This is a genomic window from Thiobacillus sp. (assembly GCA_024235835.1).
Lineage (GTDB): Bacteria > Pseudomonadota > Gammaproteobacteria > Burkholderiales > Thiobacillaceae > PFJX01.
Genome location: JACKLQ010000003.1, coordinates 155484 through 175504, shown reverse-complemented (window position 1 = coordinate 175504; position 20021 = coordinate 155484). Strand labels below are relative to the sequence as shown.

Annotated in this window: 19 protein-coding genes; 13 read left to right on the top strand and 6 right to left on the bottom strand. The window is 64.0% G+C overall.

Annotation, left to right across the window (positions count from 1 at the left end):
• Nucleotides 1-28: 28 nt before the first annotated feature.
• From H6935_14830 to H6935_14780, 11 genes are all read left to right on the top strand, one after another.
• Nucleotides 29-2767 (top strand): valine--tRNA ligase, encoded by a 2739-nt coding sequence (locus H6935_14830; GenBank protein MCP5279610.1) that lies wholly within the window; start codon nucleotides 29-31, stop codon nucleotides 2765-2767.
• Between the two features lie 356 nt (nucleotides 2768-3123).
• Nucleotides 3124-4149 carry an IS110 family transposase gene (locus H6935_14825; GenBank protein MCP5279609.1) on the top strand — a complete coding sequence of 342 codons (1026 nt, stop codon included), beginning with the start codon at nucleotides 3124-3126 and terminating at the stop codon, nucleotides 4147-4149.
• A 290-nt stretch (nucleotides 4150-4439) separates the two neighbouring features.
• On the top strand, nucleotides 4440-4781 hold the full coding sequence (locus tag H6935_14820; protein ID MCP5279608.1) for a YegP family protein: 342 nt from the start codon (nucleotides 4440-4442) through the stop codon (nucleotides 4779-4781).
• A 297-nt stretch (nucleotides 4782-5078) separates the two neighbouring features.
• Nucleotides 5079-6362: a CoB--CoM heterodisulfide reductase iron-sulfur subunit A family protein gene (locus H6935_14815; protein ID MCP5279607.1), complete on the top strand. Its 1284-nt coding sequence runs from the start codon at nucleotides 5079-5081 to the stop codon at nucleotides 6360-6362.
• A gap of 3 nt (nucleotides 6363-6365) precedes the next feature.
• On the top strand, nucleotides 6366-8621 hold the full coding sequence (locus H6935_14810; protein ID MCP5279606.1) for a hydrogenase iron-sulfur subunit: 2256 nt from the start codon (nucleotides 6366-6368) through the stop codon (nucleotides 8619-8621).
• A gap of 10 nt (nucleotides 8622-8631) precedes the next feature.
• Nucleotides 8632-9264 carry a 4Fe-4S dicluster domain-containing protein gene (locus H6935_14805; GenBank protein ID MCP5279605.1) on the top strand — a complete coding sequence of 211 codons (633 nt, stop codon included), beginning with the start codon at nucleotides 8632-8634 and terminating at the stop codon, nucleotides 9262-9264.
• A gap of 24 nt (nucleotides 9265-9288) precedes the next feature.
• Complete coding sequence (locus H6935_14800) at nucleotides 9289-10185, top strand: CoB--CoM heterodisulfide reductase iron-sulfur subunit B family protein (GenBank protein MCP5279604.1); 897 nt, start codon at nucleotides 9289-9291, stop codon at nucleotides 10183-10185.
• Nucleotides 10186-10268: 83 nt separating this feature from the next.
• A complete protein-coding gene (locus H6935_14795) occupies nucleotides 10269-10577 on the top strand; it encodes a hypothetical protein (GenBank protein ID MCP5279603.1) in 309 nt (102 codons plus the stop codon).
• Complete coding sequence (locus H6935_14790; protein ID MCP5279602.1) at nucleotides 10570-10794, top strand: hypothetical protein; 225 nt, start codon at nucleotides 10570-10572, stop codon at nucleotides 10792-10794. The genes H6935_14795 and H6935_14790 overlap by 8 nt, the downstream gene beginning before the upstream one ends.
• Nucleotides 10769-12385, top strand: a complete 1617-nt coding sequence (locus tag H6935_14785) for a HAMP domain-containing histidine kinase (GenBank protein MCP5279601.1) — start codon at nucleotides 10769-10771, stop codon at nucleotides 12383-12385. Before H6935_14790 ends, H6935_14785 begins: the two co-directional genes overlap by 26 nt.
• Nucleotides 12364-13710 carry a sigma-54-dependent Fis family transcriptional regulator gene (locus tag H6935_14780; GenBank protein MCP5279600.1) on the top strand — a complete coding sequence of 449 codons (1347 nt, stop codon included), beginning with the start codon at nucleotides 12364-12366 and terminating at the stop codon, nucleotides 13708-13710. Before H6935_14785 ends, H6935_14780 begins: the two co-directional genes overlap by 22 nt.
• A gap of 18 nt (nucleotides 13711-13728) precedes the next feature.
• On the opposite strand, the gene H6935_14775 is transcribed toward H6935_14780, so the two are convergent.
• From H6935_14775 to H6935_14765, 3 genes are all read right to left on the bottom strand, one after another.
• Nucleotides 13729-15315 carry a CZB domain-containing protein gene (locus tag H6935_14775; GenBank protein MCP5279599.1) on the bottom strand — a complete coding sequence of 529 codons (1587 nt, stop codon included), beginning with the start codon at nucleotides 15313-15315 and terminating at the stop codon, nucleotides 13729-13731.
• Between the two features lie 9 nt (nucleotides 15316-15324).
• Nucleotides 15325-15846 carry a PAS domain-containing protein gene (locus tag H6935_14770; protein ID MCP5279598.1) on the bottom strand — a complete coding sequence of 174 codons (522 nt, stop codon included), beginning with the start codon at nucleotides 15844-15846 and terminating at the stop codon, nucleotides 15325-15327.
• A gap of 100 nt (nucleotides 15847-15946) precedes the next feature.
• Nucleotides 15947-16948: a sodium:calcium antiporter gene (locus H6935_14765; GenBank protein ID MCP5279597.1), complete on the bottom strand. Its 1002-nt coding sequence runs from the start codon at nucleotides 16946-16948 to the stop codon at nucleotides 15947-15949.
• Nucleotides 16949-17034: 86 nt separating this feature from the next.
• Here H6935_14765 and H6935_14760 point away from each other — a divergent pair, with 86 nt between their 5' ends.
• Nucleotides 17035-17373, top strand: a complete 339-nt coding sequence (locus tag H6935_14760) for a thioredoxin family protein (protein ID MCP5279596.1) — start codon at nucleotides 17035-17037, stop codon at nucleotides 17371-17373.
• A gap of 3 nt (nucleotides 17374-17376) precedes the next feature.
• Nucleotides 17377-17922: a 1,6-anhydro-N-acetylmuramyl-L-alanine amidase AmpD gene (gene ampD, locus H6935_14755; protein ID MCP5279595.1), complete on the top strand. Its 546-nt coding sequence runs from the start codon at nucleotides 17377-17379 to the stop codon at nucleotides 17920-17922.
• 27 nt (nucleotides 17923-17949) lie between these two features.
• On the opposite strand, the gene H6935_14750 is transcribed toward ampD, so the two are convergent.
• Genes H6935_14750 through panB form a run of 3 tightly spaced genes read right to left on the bottom strand, consistent with a single transcriptional unit; the run spans nucleotide 17950 to nucleotide 19998 of the window.
• Nucleotides 17950-18330: an aspartate 1-decarboxylase gene (locus tag H6935_14750; GenBank protein ID MCP5279594.1), complete on the bottom strand. Its 381-nt coding sequence runs from the start codon at nucleotides 18328-18330 to the stop codon at nucleotides 17950-17952.
• Nucleotides 18331-18379: 49 nt separating this feature from the next.
• The gene (locus H6935_14745; protein MCP5279593.1) at nucleotides 18380-19216 is read right to left on the bottom strand and encodes a pantoate--beta-alanine ligase; all 837 of its coding nucleotides are present in this window, start codon (nucleotides 19214-19216) and stop codon (nucleotides 18380-18382) included.
• Complete coding sequence (panB, locus tag H6935_14740; protein ID MCP5279592.1) at nucleotides 19213-19998, bottom strand: 3-methyl-2-oxobutanoate hydroxymethyltransferase; 786 nt, start codon at nucleotides 19996-19998, stop codon at nucleotides 19213-19215. Before panB ends, H6935_14745 begins: the two co-directional genes overlap by 4 nt.
• Nucleotides 19999-20021 lie beyond the last annotated feature (23 nt).

The window sequence follows — 20021 nt, the reverse complement described above, 5'->3', positions numbered from 1 at the left end:
CCTCGCCTTGAACAGGCGTTGCCCCACCATGGAACTCGCAAAATCCTTCGAACCCCACGACATCGAGAAACGCTGGTACCAGACCTGGGAGCAGTCCGGCTGGTTTGACATGGGGCGCGAGGAAGGGCAGCACTTCTACTGCATCCTGCTGCCCCCCCCCAACGTCACGGGCACCCTGCACATGGGCCATGCCTTCCAGCACGGCCTCATGGACGCCCTCACCCGCTACCACCGCATGGACGGCGACAACACCCTGTGGCAGCCGGGCACGGACCACGCCGGCATCGCCACCCAGATCGTGGTGGAGCGCCAGTTGGATGCCCAGAAGATCAGCCGCCATGACCTGGGCCGGGAGAACTTCCTGGCCAAGGTGTGGGAATGGAAGGAGCACTCCGGTTCCACCATCACCCGCCAGATGCGCCGCCTGGGCACCAGCCCGGACTGGAGCCGGGAGCGCTTCACCATGGACGAGGGCCTGTCCACCGCCGTCACCGAGGTGTTCGTGCGCCTGTACAACGAGGGCCTGATCTACCGCGGCAAGCGCCTGGTGAACTGGGACCCGGTGCTGGGCACCGCCGTGTCCGACCTGGAGGTGGTGAACACCGAGGAAGAGGGCTTCATCTGGGAGATCAATTACCCGTTGGAAGACGGTTCTGGTTCCCTGACCGTGGCCACCACCCGGCCCGAGACCCTGCTGGGGGACACGGCCGTGGCGGTGAACCCCGACGACGAGCGTTATGTTCACCTCATCGGCAAGTCCGTGCGCCTGCCCGTGGCGGAGCGCACCATCCCCATCATCGCCGACGACTACGTGGACCGGGCGTTCGGCACCGGCGTGGTGAAGATCACCCCCGCCCACGATTTCAACGACTGGCAGGTGGGAAGCCGACACAAGCTCCAGGCCATCAACATCCTTACCCTGGACGCGAAGATGAACGACATGGCCCCCGCGGAATACCAGGGCCTGGATCGCTACGACGCCCGGAAGAAGATTCTGGAGGAGCTTCAGGCCAAGGGCTTGCTGGTATCCGCCAAGCCCCACAAGCTCATGATCCCCCGGGGCGACCGGACCCACGCGGTCATAGAGCCCATGCTCACGGACCAGTGGTTCATGAGCATGGAAGGCCTGGCCAAACAGGCCCTGGGGGCGGTGGACTCCGGCGAGTTGCGGTTCGTGCCGGAGAACTGGACCACCACCTACCGCCAGTGGCTGGAAAACATCCAGGACTGGTGCATCTCCCGCCAACTGTGGTGGGGCCACCGCATTCCCGCCTGGTACGACGCCGACGGCAACGTCTATGTGGCGAAGGACGAGGCGGAGGCATCGAGGCTGGCCAAGGGGGCCGAGCTCACCCGGGACGAGGACGTGCTGGACACCTGGTTCTCCTCCGCCCTGTGGCCCTTCTCCACCCTGGGCTGGCCCGATGACACCTGGGAACTGAAGCATTACCTGCCCACCAGTGTGCTGGTCACGGGTTTCGACATCATCTTCTTCTGGGTGGCCCGCATGGTCATGATGACCCTGCACTTCACCGGCAAGGTGCCATTCAGGGAGGTGTATGTGACGGGCCTGGTGCGGGACGCCCACGGCAACAAGATGTCCAAGTCCAAGGGCAACGTGCTGGACCCCATCGACCTCATCGACGGCATCACGATTAACGACCTGGTGGCCAAGCGCACCACGGGCCTGATGAACCCCAAGGACGCCCCGAAGATCGAGAAGGCCACCCGCAAGGAATTCCCGGAGGGCATCGCCAGCTTCGGCACCGACGCCCTGCGTTTCACCTTCGCCAGCCTGGCCACCCATGGCCGGGACATCAAGTTCGACCTGGCCCGCTGCGAGGGCTACCGCAATTTCTGCAACAAGCTGTGGAACGCTACCCGCTTCGTGCTCATGAACTGCGAGGGCCAGGACACGGGCCTGGACGAGGCCCTGCCGTTGGAATTCAGCTTCGCCGATCGCTGGATCCTGGGACGCCTGGACCAGGCCGTGGCCGAGGTGCGGGCCGGCTTCGACCAGTACCGCTTCGACATGGTCGCCCGGGCCATCTACGAGTTCGTCTGGGACGAGTATTGCGACTGGTACCTGGAATTGGCCAAGGTGCAGATCAACGGCGGCGGCGAGGCGGCCCAGCGGGCCACCCGCCGCACCCTGGTACGGGTTCTGGAGACCCTGCTGCGTCTGGCCCACCCGGTGATTCCCTATATCACCGAGGAACTGTGGCAGGCCGTGGCCCCCCTGGCGGGTGCCAAGCAGACCGAGAGCCTGATGCGGGCTGCCTATCCCAAGGTTGGTGGCTTGGCGGATGCGGCCGCCCAGGCGGAAATAGCGCGCCTCAAGGACCTCATCGGCGCCACCCGCAACCTGAGAAGCGAGATGGGCCTGTCGCCTGCCCAGAAAGTGCCGCTCTACGTTGAAGGCGATATGGAGCGGGTCGGGATCTACGGTCCGTACATGGCCGCCCTGGCCCGCCTGTCCGAAGTCCAGGCCTTCACCAGGTTGCCGGAAGGCGATGCCCCCGTGGCCGTGGTGGGCGACTGGAGGGTGATGCTCCATGTGGAAATCGACCGGGAAGCCGAGATCGCCCGCCTGGACAAGGAGATCGCCCGCCTGGAGGGGGAGACCAGGAAGGCCCAGGGCAAGCTCGGCAACGCCAGCTTCGTGGACAAGGCGCCCGCGGCGGTGGTGGAGCAGGAGCAGCAGCGCCTGGCGGACTTCACGGCCACCCTTGAAAAGGTCAAAGCCCAGCGCCAGCGACTGGGTTGATGGGGCAGGGCGGTGCCATGCCTGCTGTGAGCCATGGCACTTTCTCCTCCGGGCTGGAAGCGTATTATTGTTTTTGTCCAATACGGATTAGGCCTCTTGGGCTCTTGCCGAAGGACAACTTTGACCCCCCCCCACTGAAAGGAAATGGTATGGACGCCTCCCACCCCGTGAGCGCTGAACACGAGTTACCCACCGCGCCGGTCACCTTTGGTGATAGAGGGACCGCCGGCGCCCGGCGCGGTGGATAACTCTGCGGTGGTGGGGTGAGTGAGGGGTGGACCCTCACGGGCCAACGGCATCGAAGTGCCCAAGGTGGAAGATACGAAGATCTTCACAGGCAAACCGGAGGGTCCGAAATGAAGGATAGCAAGACTGTGGTCGGCGTTGACATCGCCAAGCGGGTGTTCCAGTTGCACTGGATCGACATGGAGACCGGAGAGATCGTGAGTTTGCAGCTCAAGCGCGAGAAGTTCCTGGAGCACTTTGCCAACCGGTCGCCCTGCCTGATCGGCATGGAAGCCTGCGGTGGCGCGCAGCACTGGGCCAGGCAACTTGTGGCCATGGGCCACCAGGTCAAGCTCATGCCGGCCAAGGCCGTCCGTCCCTTCGTCGGCGGCAACAAGAGCGACGCGCATGACGCCCGCGCCATCTGGACGGCGGTGCGGCAACCGGGCCTCAAGGCGGTTGCCGTCAAGACCGAGGAACAGCAGGCCATCCTGGCCCTGCACCGCATGCGTCAGCAGCTGGTCAAGTTCCGCACCGCCCAGATCAACGGCCTGCGGGGTCTCCTGACCGAGTACGGCGAGGTCATGCCCCAAGGCAAGGCGGGTGTGAAGAAAGGCATCGCCGAAGCCCTGCAACGGCTGTCCGATCGTCTGCCGGCGATGGTCATCGACACCCTGCGCGAGCAGTGGGCGCGGATCGGCAAGCTCGACGATGAGATCGGCGAGATCGAGCGGCGGTTGAAGGTCTGGCACAGGGAAGACAAAGCCTGCCAGCGTATTGCCGACATCCCCGGCGTGGGCTTGCTGACCGCCACGGCGGCGGTGGCCACGATGGGCGATGCCCAGGCCTTCAAGTCGGGGCGCGAATTCGCCGCCTGGCTGGGGCTGGTGCCCAGGCAGACCGGCACGGGCGGGCGCATACGACTCCTGGGCATCAGCAAGCGGGGTGACACTTACCTACGCACGCTGTTGATCCACGGCGCAAGGTCGGTGCTCACGCACGCCAAGGAGCCGCAGCCGTGGATCACGGAACTGCGCCGACGCCGGCCGCTGAATGTCGCGGTGGTGGCGCTGGCCAACAAGATGGCGCGCACGATCTGGGCCTTGCTGGCCCACGAGCGGACGTACCAGAAAGGGTTTGTGAGCCAGCCCACGTAGGGCTGGCTCACAACGTATCTCAACCACTTTGAGAGAAAGGAACGGCACGCCGTAAAGGTTGCGCAAGGTCGATAAAGTGTGATGGCAAACAGGTCAGACCGTGACCCGCCAAGCCTGTATGGGGTCAAGGACTTCGAGTCCTTCAAGGAAATGAGGCGCGGGTCAGCGGATTCCATCAGGGCCAGCAGGCAATCCAGCCTGCACCACAGGCCGGATATAAAACTGCAGCCTATCTGTCCCAGAACACCCCAATCGTCCTTGGCAAACGGGAGGCGTCCATATAAGACTCCATGGCCGGTTATTTCGAACTCAAGACGATGGCGAATGGCAATTTCATGTTCGTGCTCAAGGCGGGCAACCATCAGGTCATCCTCACCAGCCAGGGCTACAAGGAAAAGCGCAGCGCCCAGGCCGGCATCGAATCTGTGCGCAAGAACGGTCTGGAGGATGGGCGCTATGAGAGGAAAACGGCCTCCAATGGCAGTCCCCACTTCTCCCTGACCGCCACAAACGGCCAGATCATCGGTTCCTCCGAGATGTATTCCAGCACGGCCGCCATGGAGAACGGCATCGCTTCCTGCAAGGCCAATTGCGCCAGTGACACGGTGAAGGATCTCACGGCGGCCGCCTGATTTTTGGTGCCCAAGGTGGAGGTCCGGTGGCAAGCCGGCCTCCATGTCTGGAGCGTGGGCGCTGAAGGTTGGCGGTCAATGACACAGAAATGGCCCTTTGCGCCCGTCCAATTTAGCCTGTCTATTCGTTCATAAGTACATTCGATTAAACCCATCTCGCGGCGGGTAGTCCTTTACGGGTACCATTCGGCCCTATTTTGTCCGGGTGACCCTGTGTCTTTTCTTAGGTGACCCCACCTGCCCGGACTTCCGGATTTTTCTGTCTTCACCCATCGGAGGCGAACCATGACGTCAGTTGTGGCGACTGTAGTTGCAACCAATCAGACCATTCTGGTCGTGGGCGGCGGCATCTCGGGCATGACCGCGGCACTTGAGGCCGCTGAAACCGGGAAGCAAGTCGTTTTGGTGGAAAAAAACCCGTACCTGGGCGGCCGTACCGTTCAGCTCTACAAGTATTTTCCCAAGATGTGCCATCCCACCTGCGGCCTGGAAATCAACCTGCGCCGCCTCAAGGCCAACCCCCGCATCCAGGTTCTGACCATGGCCGAGGTGTCCGGCATCACCGGCGAGAAGGGCAATTACAGCGTCAGCGTGAAGCTGAAGCCCCGCTTCGTGAATGCGAACTGCACGGCCTGCGGCGAATGCGGCAAGGCGGTGAAGGCCGAGGTGGATGACGCCTACAACTACAACCTGGGCAAGGTGAAGGCCGCCTACCTGCCCACGGACTATGCCTATCCCCAGCGTTTCGTCATCGATCCTTCCATCGTCGGCACCGCCGACGGCGAAGCCGCCAAGGCCGCGTGCAAGTACAACGCCGTGGACCTGGACATGAAGGAAGAGGAAGTGACGCTGAACGCCGGCGCCATCGTCTGGGCTACCGGCTGGAAGCCCTACGACGCCGAGAAGATCGTGTACTACGGCTACGACCGCTTCCCCAACGTCATCACCAACGTGGAATTCGAGCGCCTGGCCGATCCCCACGGCCCCACCGGCGGCAAGATCCTGCGCCCGTCCGACGGCAAGGAGGCCAAGAACGTGGCCTTCATCCAGTGCGCCGGCTCCCGGGACGAGAACCATCTGCGCCACTGTTCCCGCTTCTGCTGCATGGGCTCCCTGAAACAGACCCATTACGTGCAGGAGAAGTACGGCGACGAGGGCAAGTCGACCATCTACTACATCGACATCCGCGCCATCGACCGCTTCGAGGACTTCTACGCCAAGGTCCAGGCCAACCCCAATGTGAGCTTCGTGAAATCCAAGGTGGCACGCATCACCGAGGACAAGGACGGCAACCCCGTCTGCAACGGCGTGAACACCGAGGGTTACGTGCGCTACGCCACCGCCCATGACCTGGTGGTCCTGGCCGTGGGCATGGAGCCGGCGGTGAAGGGCGTGAACATCCCCGCCGAGGTGATGAGCGATTCCTCCGGCTTCATCATGGCCGACCCGGCCAACGCCGGCATCTTCGGCGCCGGTTGCGCCACCAATGCCCTGGACGTGAACCGCGCCGTACAGAGCGCCACCGCGGCGGCCCTGCGCGCCATCCAGGTGGTCAACAAAGTCGCCCGCGCGGAGGTTTGAGAAATGGCTGAGATGAAAACCGCTGCATACATCTGCAAGGGCTGCGAGCTGGGCGCCCGCCTGGACACCGCAGCCCTGGTGAAGGTTGCCACCAAGGACGGCAAGATGGCGGTCGTGCGCGAGCATGACTTCCTCTGCTCCGCCGACGGCGTGGCCACCATCCAGAACGACATCGACAACGAAGGCGTGACCCACGTGGCCATCGCCGCCTGTTCCCGCCGGGCCAAGACCGAGGCCTTCAACTTCACCACCGTGGCCATGAGCCGCGGCAACCTGCGTGAAGGCGTGATCTGGATTCGTCCCGACACCGACGAGGCCCGGGAGACCACCCAGGAAATGGCCGAGGACTACGTGCGCATGGCCTGCGCCGAAGTGAAGGCCATGCAGGTCCCCGGCGGCAACCAGAAGACCGGCACCATCAAGACTATTTTGGTGGTCGGTGGCGGCGTGTCCGGCATGACCTCCGCCCTGGAAGCCTCCAAGGCCGGCTACAAGGTCGTCTTGGTGGAGAAGACCGGTGCCCTGGGCGGCTGGGCCGCCAAGCTGTACAAGCGCGTGCCCACCCGGGAGCCCTTCAAGGCCCCCGAGGACAACGGCGTGGCCGACATGGTGGCCCGCATCGACGCGGATGCCAACATCAAGGTCTATCTGAACGCCACCCTGGCCAAGACCTCCGGCGCCCCCGGCCGCTTCAAGGCCGAGATCGCCATCGAGAGCGGTTCCGTCGTGGCCGAGGACGTGGGTTCCATCATCCAGGCCAGCGGTTTCAGCCTGTATGACGCCAACAAGCTGCCCCACCTGGGCTACGGCAAGTCCCCCAACGTGGTGGACCAGGCCGGCCTGGAAGCCCTGGCCAAGGAAGCAGCCGCCGCAGGCAAGCCCATCTGCCGCCCCTCCGACGGCAAGGAAGTGAAGTCCGTGGTGTTCGTGCAGTGCGCCGGCCAGCGCGACAGTACCGGCGAGCACCTGCAGTACTGCTCCGGCTACTGCTGCAACACCAGCATCAAGCAGGCCACCTACTTCAAGGACAGTAACCCGGACATCGACACCGTGGTGCTGTTCACCGACCTGCGCACCCCCGGCAACGGCGAGGACTTCTACCGTTCCGCCCAGAACCGGGGCGTGATCTTCTCCAAGGGCGTGGTGTCCGAGGTGGTGGCCAACGGCAACAGCTGCACCGTCAAGTTCAAGGACCTGATCCTGAACGAGAACACCGCAGCAGAGGCGGATCTGGTGGTACTGGCCACGGGCGCGGTGCCCAATTCCGGCCCCGACCTGGATGCCCTGGCCGAGGCCAACCGCGCCGCCGAGGGCGGTGGCGAGGCGGAAAAGGCCAAGGTGGTGCAGATGCTGGACAGCTCCATCCTGAAGCTGGACTACCGGCAAGGCCCGGACATGCCCCAGTTCAAGCACGGCTTCAACGACAGCCACTTCATCTGCTTCCCCTACGAGACCCGCCGCACGGCCATCTACGCCGCCGGCCCGGTGCGCCGTCCCATGGACATCCTGCAAGCCCAGGAAGATGCCACGGGCGCCGCCATGAAGGCCATCCAGGCGGTGGAAAACGCCGGCCTGGGCAAGGCCGCCCATCCCCGGGCAGGCGACCTGTCCTTCCCCACGGCCCGTCTGGAAGGTTGCACCCAGTGCAAGCGCTGCACGGTGGAATGCCCCTTCGGCGCCATCGACGAGGACGAGAAGCGCTTCCCCCTGTTCAACGAGTCCCGCTGCCGCCGTTGCGGCACCTGCATGGGCGCCTGCCCGGTGCGCGTGATCTCCTTCGAGAACTACTCCGTCAACACCGTGGGCGCCCAGATCAAGGCCGTGGATGTGCCGGACGAGTTCTCCGAGAAGCCCCGCATCCTGGTGCTGGCCTGCGAGAACGACGCCTACCCGGCCCTGGACATGGCCGGCCTGAACCGCCACGAGTACGACCCCTTCGTGCGCGTGATCCCGGTGCGCTGCCTGGGTTCCGTGAACACGGTGTGGATCACCGACGCCCTCAACGGCGGCTATGACGGCGTCATGCTCATGGGCTGCAAGCACGGCGAGGAATACCAGTGCCATTTCGTGAAGGGTTCCGAGCTGGGCCGCTACCGCATGTCCAAGGTGTACGACACCCTGAAGAGCATGAACCTGGAACAGGATCGCCTGATGGACCTGGAAGTGGCGATCACCGACATAGCCACCCTGCCGCGGAAGATCAACGACTATGCGGCCAGGGTTAAAGAAATGGGCATGTCGCCCTTCAAGGACCTGTGAGGAGCGTGAGATGAGCGATTTGAACAGCCAAATGGCCGACCGCTACAAGAACAATTTCCTCAAGGAGATTGAAGAGCAGGCGGAGATGGGCGAGTGGGTGAAGATGTGCATGCAGTGCGGCCTGTGTTCCGGTTCCTGCCCCACCAACTTCCACTCCGGCTGGGACCACCCGCCCCAGGAAATCTTCATGATGATCCGGGCCGGCAAGCGCGAGGAAGTGCTGAACGCCAACGGCATGTACATGTGCACGTCCTGCTACAACTGCTACGTGCGCTGCCCCCGCAAGGTGCCCGTCACCCATGTCATGCACGGCATCGCCGAGTATGCCTACAAGATCGGCCGGGCCCCCAAGAACCAGCCCACCATGCACCTGTCCAAGACCTTCTGGAACAACGCCACCAAGTATGGCCGCGTCAACGAGGTGCAACTCACCCAGAGCCTGTACTTCAAGGATGGCGTCGGTGCCGGCATCAAGAAGGGCATGGAGATGAAGGACGTGGCCCTGGGCCTGGTGAAGGCCGGTCGCCTGAATCCCCTGGAAGCCTTGGGGCTAGGCCACAAGTGCAAGGATGTGAACGGCATCCACAAGATGCTGGCCAAGGCCAACGAGCTGGAAGCCAAGCGCAAGGGCCGTTCGGAATAACGGCGGCTTAAGGAGAGAAAGAAGATGGCACGCAAGGAATACGCTTTCTACCCCGGCTGCTCGTCCCAGAAGGGCGCGTCGGCTTCCAACTACCTGGTCAGCGTGGAGTCCATGTGCAAGACCCTGGACATCAAGATGACCGAGATTCCGGACTGGAACTGCTGCGGCGCGTCCGTGAGCTACGCCGAGGCGGGGGAACTGCCCCGGCACGTGATGAACGCCCGCAACTTCGCCCTGGCCGAGACCAACCTGCCGGGCCAGGACATCGTCGCCACCTGCGCCGCCTGCTGGCTGGGTTCCCGGGAGTCCAAGGAGCGCCTGGAGCACAGCTCCAGCCTCATGGCCGACACCCAGGAAGCCCTCAAAGAGGCCGGCCTGCGGATCAAGGTCATCCCCGAGGTGCGCCACATGGTGGAGGTGCTCATCGAGGACCTGGGCTACGACGAGCTGAAGAAGCCCGTGAAGAAGCCCCTGGACGGCATGAAGTTCGCCGGCTACGTAGGCTGCCAGACCAACCGGCCCTTCGGCATCGCCGGCGAGTCCTTCGAGAACCCCATGTACCTGGACAAGCTTATCGAGACCGTGGGCGGCGAAGCGGTGAAGTACGACCAGAAGGTGACCTGCTGCGGCGGCGCCCTGGCCTTCTCCGAGCCGGAAAAGGCCCAGGGCCAGATCAAGGACATCATCGAGGCGGCCTATGACGGCGGCGCCGAGATGATCGTCACCCCCTGCCCCCTGTGCCAGGCCAACGTGGAGGTCTACCAGGGCCAGATCAACAAGCGCTACGGCACCAAGTTCGACATCCCGGTGCTTTACTACTCCCAGTTGATGACCCTGGCCTATGGCGGCTCCGCCAAGGACGCCGGCCTGAACGGCAACGTGGTGCGGGCCCGCAAGCTGGAAGAGTTTGCCGGCAAGTGAGCGCCGGCAAGTAATCGGTGCGTCTAAGTGGCACAATGACAGGGGCTTCGGCCCCTGTTTCTGTTTGGAGTGAGCGAGGAAAAATGAAAGGCCCAAAGACCTACGACGAATACGTGGACCTGGTGCACAACGCGGTGTACGAGATCGACGAGATGCGCGCCGGCATCGAGTATGACCCGGAGAATGCCGAGCGGTGGTCCACCATGCTGGACCACCTGGACGGTGTGCTGCGCAAGATGTACGACGAGATGGTGGCGGATACCTACCAGTTTCCAACCGGACGGGATCTGCCCTACATGCAGTTCGTGAACCGGTGGGGTCGGGAGATCCCCTTCAAGCAACTGCTGGCCGTGATAAACGAAACCCACAAGAACGGCCTGTCCCGTGGGTAAGATCCTGTTCATCATCCTGGTCACGCTGCTGCTGGTGCTCTGGTTCAAGCACATGGGCAAACAGCGGGGAGGCAGGGCAGGGAAGCCCCCGGCGCCGAAGCAGGCCGAGGACATGGTGCGCTGCAAGGTGTGCGGGGTGAACATGCCCCGCTCCGAGGCCCTCATGAGTAAGGGCCAGTTCTATTGTTGCGATGAACACCGCCGAACCGGCCAGTAGCTACCCAGCCACAGCCAACGGGGAGGAGGCGCCTGACAGTTTCTGGCGCGCCCTTACCCAACTCAATCATTTCCGTCTGTTCGTGGCCTTCAGCCTGGCCGTGGTGGGTCTGGCCATGGAGGCCAGCTTCCTGGACTTGCGCAGTCCCCAATGGTTCGCCGGCATCTGCGCCGTCTACTTCCTGGTGGCCTGGGTGTTCATGCTGCCCATGCAGCACCGGATGCCGGCCTTTGAAACCCAGCTGGTACGCCATGTCATCGTCGACATAGTCTGCATCGGCGGCCTCCTGTATGTGAGCGGAAGCGGGCCGGCAGGCCCCGGCCTGCTGCTCATCGTGTCCATGGCGGCGGTGGGTATGCTGCGCCAGAAGCGAAACATCTTCTTCTGGGCCTCGCTGGCCTCCCTGGTGGTGCTGTCCCAGCAATTCTGGCTGGTGCTGACCGGCGGATCGGGCCTGGATACCCTGGCCCGGGGCGGGGTCCTGGCCGCCAGTTTCTTCGGCGTGGCCTTGCTGGCCCACGTGCAGACCACGGGTGTGCTGATGGCATCCCAGATGGCCAGGGAGAAGGGGCAGCAGGCGGAAAATATGGCGCGCATCAACGCGCGCATGATCCGGGAACTGCCCTATGCGGTCATGGCCGTGGACGGGGAGGGGGACGTGGTGCAGTTCAATGCCCGGGTGGAGGACTTGCTGGGCACCCGCTTCTTCTCCCGTTGCAACCTGCGCCAGTGTTCCCCCCCGCTGGCGGAACTCTGGTCCCGCTGGCGCAACAACCAGGCCATCCCGCCCCATCCCTTCCAGGCGGGCCGGGATGGCCGCCGCCTGATTCCTCGGTTCATCGAGCTGGAGCCCACGCGGCGCCAGGGCGCCGTGGTGGTGCTGGAGGACATGACGGACCTGGAAGCCCAGGCCCAGCGCATGAAACTGGCATCCCTGGGCATGCTCACCGCCAACCTCGCCCACGAGATCAGGAACCCGCTCTCGGCCATACGCCATGCCGCCGGGTTGCTGCGGGAAGAAAATACCGCCGAGGTCACCGGCCGCCTGACCCGCATCATCGGCGACAATGCCGAACGACTGAACGGGCTGGTGGAGGATGTCCTGGCCCTGAACCGCCGGGACCGGATGCAGAAGCAGGATCAGGTGCTTTCCGAGGTGGTGCCCAGCTTCGTCACGAATTTCGCCCAGCGGGAACAGGTGCCAGAGAACGTGATCCAGATCCATCAGAGCGGCGACCTGCGCCTGTGCATGGACGGCAACCATCTGGAACAGATCCTGTGGAACCTGCTGCGCAATGCCTGGCGCTACTGCACCCGGCAGCCCGGAAGCATCCGCATCCGCATGTCCGGCCTGGCGGACCGGGTGGACATCGACATCATCAACGATGGCCCGGCCATCCCCGCCGAGACCAAGACCCGCCTCTTCGAGCCCTTCTACACCACGTCGAAGCAAGGCACCGGACTGGGCTTGTACATTGCCCGGGACCTGGCAGAGGCCAACGGCGGCAGCCTGAGTTATATGGAGATTGCCGATGGCACCCTGTTCCGGCTGAGCGGACAATGGGCGCCATGCAAGGAGAGCGGAAAGTGAAACGACCCCGTGTCCTGTTGGTGGATGACGAACCAGATCTCCTGGACCTGCTGGAACTGGACATGGTGCGCATGGGCCTGGACAGCGAGCGGGCGGGCAGCGTGGCCCAGGCCCGGAGCCTGCTGGACAGGCAGGGGTTTGATCTCTGCCTGACCGACATGCGCCTGCCCGACGGGGACGGGCTGGAGGTGGTGCGCCACATCGCCGAACATGCTCCCCGCACGCCCGTGGCGGTCATAACGGCCTTTGGTTCAGCGGAAAATGCCGTGGTGGCCCTCAAGGCCGGGGCCTTCGACTACGTGGAAAAGCCGGTGAGCCCGGAGAACATCCGTGCCCTGGTGCGCTCGGCACTCAAACTGCCGGAAATGCCTGCCAAGGCGCCCGGAACCTACCGCCTGGTGGGTGACTCGGGCCCCATGCGCCAGGTGTGTGCCCTCATCGATAAGGTGGCCCGCAGCCAGGCGCCGGTGTTCATTTCCGGGGCCACGGGCACGGGCAAGGAAGTGGCGGCTCGTTTGATCCATGCCGAGGGCGCCCGGGCGGAAGCCCCCTTCGTGGCAGTGAACTGCGGCGCCATCCCGGAAAATCTCATGGAGAGCGAGTTCTTCGGCTACCGCAAGGGGGCCTTCACCGGGGCGGATGCGGACCGGGACGGGTTTTTCCAGGCTGCCCACGGCGGCACCCTGTTCCTGGACGAGGTGGTGGACCTGCCCCTCAACATGCAGGTTAAGTTGTTGCGTGCCATCCAGGAGAAGCGGGTGCGCCGGGTGGGGGGGGTGACGGAGGAACCCGTGGACGTGCGCCTCATCAGCGCCTCCCACCAGGACCTGCAGGCGGCAGTCTCCGCCGGACGGTTCCGCCATGACCTGTTCTATCGCCTCAACGTGATCGGCATCCACATGCCTGCCCTGCGGGAGCGCCGGGAGGACGTGGCCGACCTGGCCAGGTTCATCCTGGAGCGCCTGACGGGGCATCGCGGTGCCCGGCTCAGCACTGCAGCCCTGGAGGCGCTGCAGCGTTATGACTTTCCGGGCAATGTGCGGGAACTGGAAAATATGCTGGAGCGGGCCCTGGCCCTGTCCGAGGGAGAGGAAATCACACCGGACGACCTGCATATCACCCCGAATGGGGAGGACGCGGGGGCGGATGTCCCCGGGGCTGAGGGCGTGGGTACGGGCCTGCAGGACTATCTGGATGCCGTGGAGAAGAAGGCCATCCAGGCCGCCCTGCTCAAGACGGGAAACAACAAGACCGCCGCGGCCCGGCTGCTGGGCGTAACCTTCCGCAGCCTGCGTTATCGCCTGGAGCGGCTGGGCATCGACTAGGACGCGCCAGGTGGCCGATCAAAACAGCTCGATGGATCCGGATCCTTCCTTCTTGGGGCTGGCCTTGACCGCTTTCCGGGCCACCGGAATGGGAGCAGAGGGGGATGGCTGAGTAGGGGTGGAGGGGCTGCCCGCAGCGGGTGCGGCGAAGGTGTCATTGTGTTTTTCCGCCACCATGTGGCCGATGGTCTCCATGACTGCCTGGCTCGCGCTCTCCATCTTCTCCAACTGGCCGTAGATGGTGTTTTGCATCTCCACGTCATGTTCCCAGCCCTTGTCGATGTAGGACATCATTTCATGGGCGCTGTGGTGCACCTGGTGATGGGGGGATTCCATGGTCTTGTAGGCGCGTGTATCGATGAACCGCTCCTTGCCGTCGCCCTCGTAATACCACTTGCCCAGGCGGCAACCATGGCAGTCCACGCTCACCGCGCTGACGTATTGCTCCTCTCCGCCGGTGCCCAGGGCCATGTAGGCCCGTTGCTTGTAGATGATGTGGTCCACCTTGATGAGGGATGCAAAGCTCATGTCCAGCGCGTGATAGGTCTTTTCCAGGGTGGTCTTGGCGGAGGTCGCGAACTGGTTGAAACGGGCGGACACGTCGCCGACGACGCCCCGGGAACTGTTGGCCATCTCGCGCATGGTGACGGAATCCTTGAGCATGGATTCCGCCTCCCGCATGAGGTCTTCCATGACCCGACCGATGGAGATGGAGGCGTTCTTGGTGTTTTCCGCCAGCTTGCGCACCTCGTCTGCCACCACAGCGAATCCGCGCCCCGCCTCTCCGGCCCGGGCAGCTTCGATGGCGGCGTTCAGGGCCAGCAGGTTGGTCTGGTCGGCGATACCGTTGATCAGGCTCACCGCCTGCTGGATTTCCGCACCCCGCGCGTTGAGTTGGGTGATGGCTACGCTGGCGTGGTCGATGAGGGTGGAAATCTCCGAAAGACTTTGCACCACGGAGGAGACCACGGCATGGCTGGCCTCGGCATCACTGTTGGTGCGGGTGGCCTCGCTGGCGACGATCTTCATGTGCTCGGTGATGCGGGTCAGGTCCTGCTGGGTGGAAGCCAGGTTTTTCAAGAGGTTGCCGCTGTTCAGGCTTTGCACCATGGACAGCAGCAGGTTCTTCATCTGGCCCAGGGTGTGCGTGGCCATGCCTTCCAGCAGCGTGTTCTGGTTTTCGAGACCCTTGGCGAAGCCGCCGTGCAGGCCGGCGGGCATGGCCTTGCGGTAGAACTTGCCGTCCACGTGGTGGCGGAAGGTGGTGGCCTGTTCCCGGTTGAAGGTTTCCAGTTGATCCAGCATGTCGTTCATGTGCCAGCACAGGCGACCGATTTCCGTGCTGCCGTCGATGTGGGTGATGCGGCGCCTGAATCGGCCGGCGCTTACTTCCTGCAGTACCTCGCTGAGGTCGGCCAGGGGCGAGAGCCACTTGCGCGACTTGTGCTGCAGGAGCCCCGCGATGAAGAAACCGATGGCCAGGAGGCCGATGGGCAGCCATTCGAAACCATGCATCACGATGTGCACGACGATGTTGACTGCCAGCAGCACGCTGAAGGCCGTGGCGAACAGGATGCATCGGGTACGCAACGATAGATCGGTCATGGCAGTACCTTAGAGGGAGAGGATGAACTCGCCGTAGCTCAACTGCTTCTCGGCCAGCAGGCCGGTCAGGAATCTCAAGGAGGCGGCGCAGGCATCCTTGGGGCCCGCCTTCTGTTCTATTTCGAGCATGGTTTGGTAGACGCCACTCATGAGCTTCACGACCTCCGTGCGAGGCTTGCGGCGTACCGAGGTGAAACCGGTGATTTCGCCATTGGAACTGAAATCCGGGACGACGTTGGCGAACACCCAGTAGAAGCTGCCGTCCTTGGCCATGTTCTTTACGTAGGCATTGCACTCGTTCTTGTCCTGAATGGTGTCCCATAGGAACTTGAACACCCCCCGGGGCATGTCCGGGTGGCGGATGATGTTGTGCTGGCTGCCCAGGAGTTCCTCTTCGGAGTAACCGGAAAACTCCACGAAGATGCGATTGCCGTAGGTAATGCGACCCGTCAGGTCGGTCTTGGAGACGATGAAATCGTCTTCCCGCATCACTTTTTCCACCGAGGTGGGGGTGATGTTTGGGTTCTTCATGGGCGCTCCATACGTTCAGACAATTGTCTGTTCTTTATGCCGAACGATATAGATATCGGCCATGCCCGACAAATATTTAGGGATATCGCGGCGGCCCGGCTCAGGTAAGTGCAATGGTCAGGTAAGTGGCATAGAGGGCGCCGTTCACCCCCAGCATCCAAACCCGCAACTGGCCCCGCCGCAGCATGAAGCGCAGCCAGCCGGCGGCCACCAGGGTGACCACCACGCCGGCCAGCACTTCCTTCTGGGGTGCCCAGGGGGTGAGCAGGATGCCGATGGCGGGCAGGAGCGTGCCCTGGAACACCATGGCGCCGGTGATGTTGCCAAAGGCCAGGGTGTCCTTGTGCTTGCGGATCCAGAGGATGGAATTCACCTTCTCTGGAAGTTCCGTGGCGATGGGCACGATCATCAGGGACAGCATCAGGGCGGAGATGCCCAGCATGGGCGCGGCCGCCTCGATGCCATGGATGAAACCCTTGGCCCCCGTCACCAGCAGGGCCAGGCCGGCCGCCAGTTGGATGAGGATGGTGGCCCAGTTGGTAGGCAGGCCCAACCTGGCCAGGAACATGGGGTCTTCCGCCTCGGTGGCATGGCCATCCTTCACCAGGGCGGCGGAGGCCTTGATGGTGAGCATGACGTAGAAGAAGTAGATCAGCACCATCACCACACCCAGGATGGCGCGGATGGCCGGGTTGTCATGGGGCACGAACAGGGCCACGGCCGCCAGGGTGAAGGCCGCGAGGAAAAAATCCAGATCCCGGGTCAGGCCGGTCCGTTCAGGGGTCAGGTGGCCTTGCGCCCCCCGGTGTTTCCAAACGGCCAGGGCCATGAGGAACAGGGACAGGGTAGAGAGCATGAGGGGGGCGCCCAGGATGGCGCCCACACCGATCTCCTCGTTCAGTTGCTGGTTCTGGGTGCCGGCGAAGATGGCCAGCAGGGGCACGATGGTTTCCGGCAGGGCCGTGCCCACGGCGGCAAAGATGGAACCCGTGACTCCCTCCGAGATGCCCAGCCTTTCCCCCAGGTGCTCCAGGGCGTTTACGAACACCTCGGCGGCGATGAGGATGAGGATGAGGAAGAAAAACAACTCAAGGGCAAGCATGAATAGCTCCGCTTAAAGGACGCGGGATTGTAATGTGGCCGGGGCATGAAAAGGATGGGCGGCCGTGGCTGCGCTAACATCCCGCCATGGCTGCCCTGGAACCTCTGGACGAATTCCGTTACCACCACCGTCTGCGCGAGGCAGGGGGTATCGCCCTGGTGCTGTTCGGCAGTACCACCTGCGGCACCTGCCGGGTGGTGGAGGGACGCCTGCCCCTGGCGGCGGGTCCCGGGACGCGGCTCTTCAAGGTGGATGTCCAGCTCAGTCCGGCCCTGGCCCGGGCCCACGACGTCTTTCATCTGCCCACCCTGCTGCTTTACAGGAACGGCGAGTTCCATGCCCGCCTGGAGTGCGAGGTCAGCCCACCCGCCCTGGCGGCGGCCATGGCGGATGCCCTGGCGGCGCCGGCCCAGGAGGAGCCCTAGAACATGAGGCAAGAGGCGTGGCGGCTGGATGACGAGGGCTGGCTGGCGGGCGCGCGGCGTTCGCCGTCACCCAACCAGGACCCGCGGCCGGACGGGGAGGCCATCAGTCTGGTGGTGGTCCACAACATCAGCCTGCCACCAGGAAAGTTCGGCGGCCCCGGGGTGGAGCAGCTTTTTACCAACCGGCTGGACGCCGCCGAGCACCCCTATTACGCGGGCATCCATGGCCTGCGAGTCTCGGCCCATTTCTTCATCCGCCGCGACGGGGAATTGGTCCAGTTCGTGCCCTGCGGGGCGCGGGCCTGGCATGCGGGCACTTCATCATGGCGGGGGCGGGAGCGATGCAACGACTATTCCATCGGCATCGAACTGGAGGGTACGGATGAACAGCCCTTCACCGAAATCCAGTATCAGGTACTCAACGAGTTGCTGCGGCTATTGCAGGCGGTCTATCCCATCCAGGGGGTGGCGGGTCACTCGGACATCGCGCCGGGTCGCAAAACTGACCCGGGGCCCTGCTTCGACTGGGCCAGGGTGAAGCGGGTTTAGGCCAACCTCAAGCCACCCTAAGGCAACTCAGGCCGCCTGGGCGGGAATGGTGGCGCCGACGCGCTTGATGCGGTTCTTCTCGTCCACGTAGATGAGCTTGGGCTCGAACTGGGCCGCTTCCATCTCCGAGTAGACGGCGAAGCTGGCGATGATGAGCACGTCGCCCACGGCTGCCTTGCGCGCGGCGGCGCCGTTCACCGAAATCATGCCCGAGCCCCGCTGGCCGCAGATGGCGTAGGTGGTGAAACGCTCGCCGTTGTTGACGTTGTAGATGTCGATCTGCTCGTACTCGCGGATGTCCGCCGCCTCCAGCAGGAGTTCGTCGATGGCGCAGGAGCCTTCGTACTCCAGTTCGGAGGCCGTGACGCGCACGCGGTGCAGCTTGGATTTCAGCAGGGTGCGTTGCATGGCGGGCAGGAAATCTGAAAAAGGGCAGCCATTATACCGATTAGGTTGCCTACCAAACAGACAGGTCGATTTCCAGGTTGTCGATGAGGCGGGTACGCCCCAGATGGGCTGCCGCCAGGGCGACCAGTCGACCTTCGCCCGGTGAGGGGGTCAGCAGGGTCTCCTGGCTGCGAAGGGCCACGTAGTCCACGCGCCAACCATGGTCGGCCAGGTGGTCGGCGGCTTCCCGCTCCAGCTGGGCGGCGTCTCGTTCACCGGCCTGCATGCGGTTCGCCAGGTTATTGAGGGTCATGAAAAGCCGGGGGGCCTCGGCCCTTTCCTCGATGGAGAGGTAACCGTTGCGGGAGGACAGGGCCAGGCCGTCCTGGGCGCGGCCGGTCTCCCCTTCCAGGAGGGTGATTGGCAGATTGAACTGGCGCACCATGCCCTTGAGGATGAACAACTGCTGGTAGTCCTTCTTGCCGAAGGCGGCGAAGCGGGGCTGGACCATGTTGAACAGCTTCAGCACCACGGTACACACGCCGGCGAAATGGCCGGGCCGGCAGGCGCCGCAGAGTTCTTCCGCCAGGGGCGGAATGACCGTGTATTTCTGGGGTTCCGCGTACATCTCCCCCACATCCGGGGCGAACACCAGGTCGCATCCGGCGGCTTCAAGTTGGGCGCAATCCGCCTCCAGGGTACGGGGATAGCGTTCGAAATCCTCGCCGGCGCCGAATTGCAGGGGATTGACGAAGATGCTGGCCACCACGGGCCGGCCATGCCGTTTCGCGAGTTCGACGAGGGAGATGTGGCCGGCATGGAGGTTGCCCATGGTGGGCACGAAGGCCGACTGCCCGGCGCCCGCCAGGGCCTGGCGCAGTTCCGCCACGCTGTGGACCAGCTTCATGGGAACTGGTGTTCCGGCCCGGGGAAACTACCGTCCCGCACCGCCTGGACATAGCGCCCCACCGCATCCGCGATGCTGGTGGCGCCGGCCATGAAGTCCTTGGCGAAGCGGGGGGGCCGGGGGGTCATGCCCAGCAGGTCCTGGAGCACCAGCACCTGGCCGTCGCAGTCGGTGCCGGCACCGATGCCGATGGTGGGCAGGGCCAGGCAGTTGGTCACTTCCGCAGCCAGCATGGCGGGGATGGATTCCAGCACCAGCATCCCGGCCCCGGCCGCCTCCAGGGACGTGGCGTCCTTGATGAGCTGATCGGCGGCCTTGCGTTCCTTGGCCTGGGCGCGATACCCCGTCTGGTTCACCGACTGGGGCAGCAGGCCCAGGTGGGCGCACACGGGGATGCCACGCTGGCTCAGGTATTCCACCGTGTCCACCATGACGGCGCCGCCTTCCAGCTTCACCATGTTGGCACCGGCCGCCATCAGCCGGGCGGCGCTGGAGAAAGCCTGTTGGGGGCTGGCCTGGTAGCTGCCGAAGGGCAGGTCGGCCATGACGAAGGCCCGGCCGTCGGCACCCCGGGCCACCGCCTCGGTGTGGTAGGCCATGTGCTCCAGGGTCACGGGCAGGGTGGTGGCATGGCCCTGGACGGTCATGCCCAGGGAATCCCCCACCAGCAGGATGTCCACGCCGCTGTGGGCCAGGACGCGGGCAAAGCCGGCGTCATAGCAGGTGAGGGCCACCAGTTTTTCGCCTTGCTCGGCTCGTTTCAGCAACTGAGGTAGATACATGTATGGAGCCTGTTTCGTTAGGG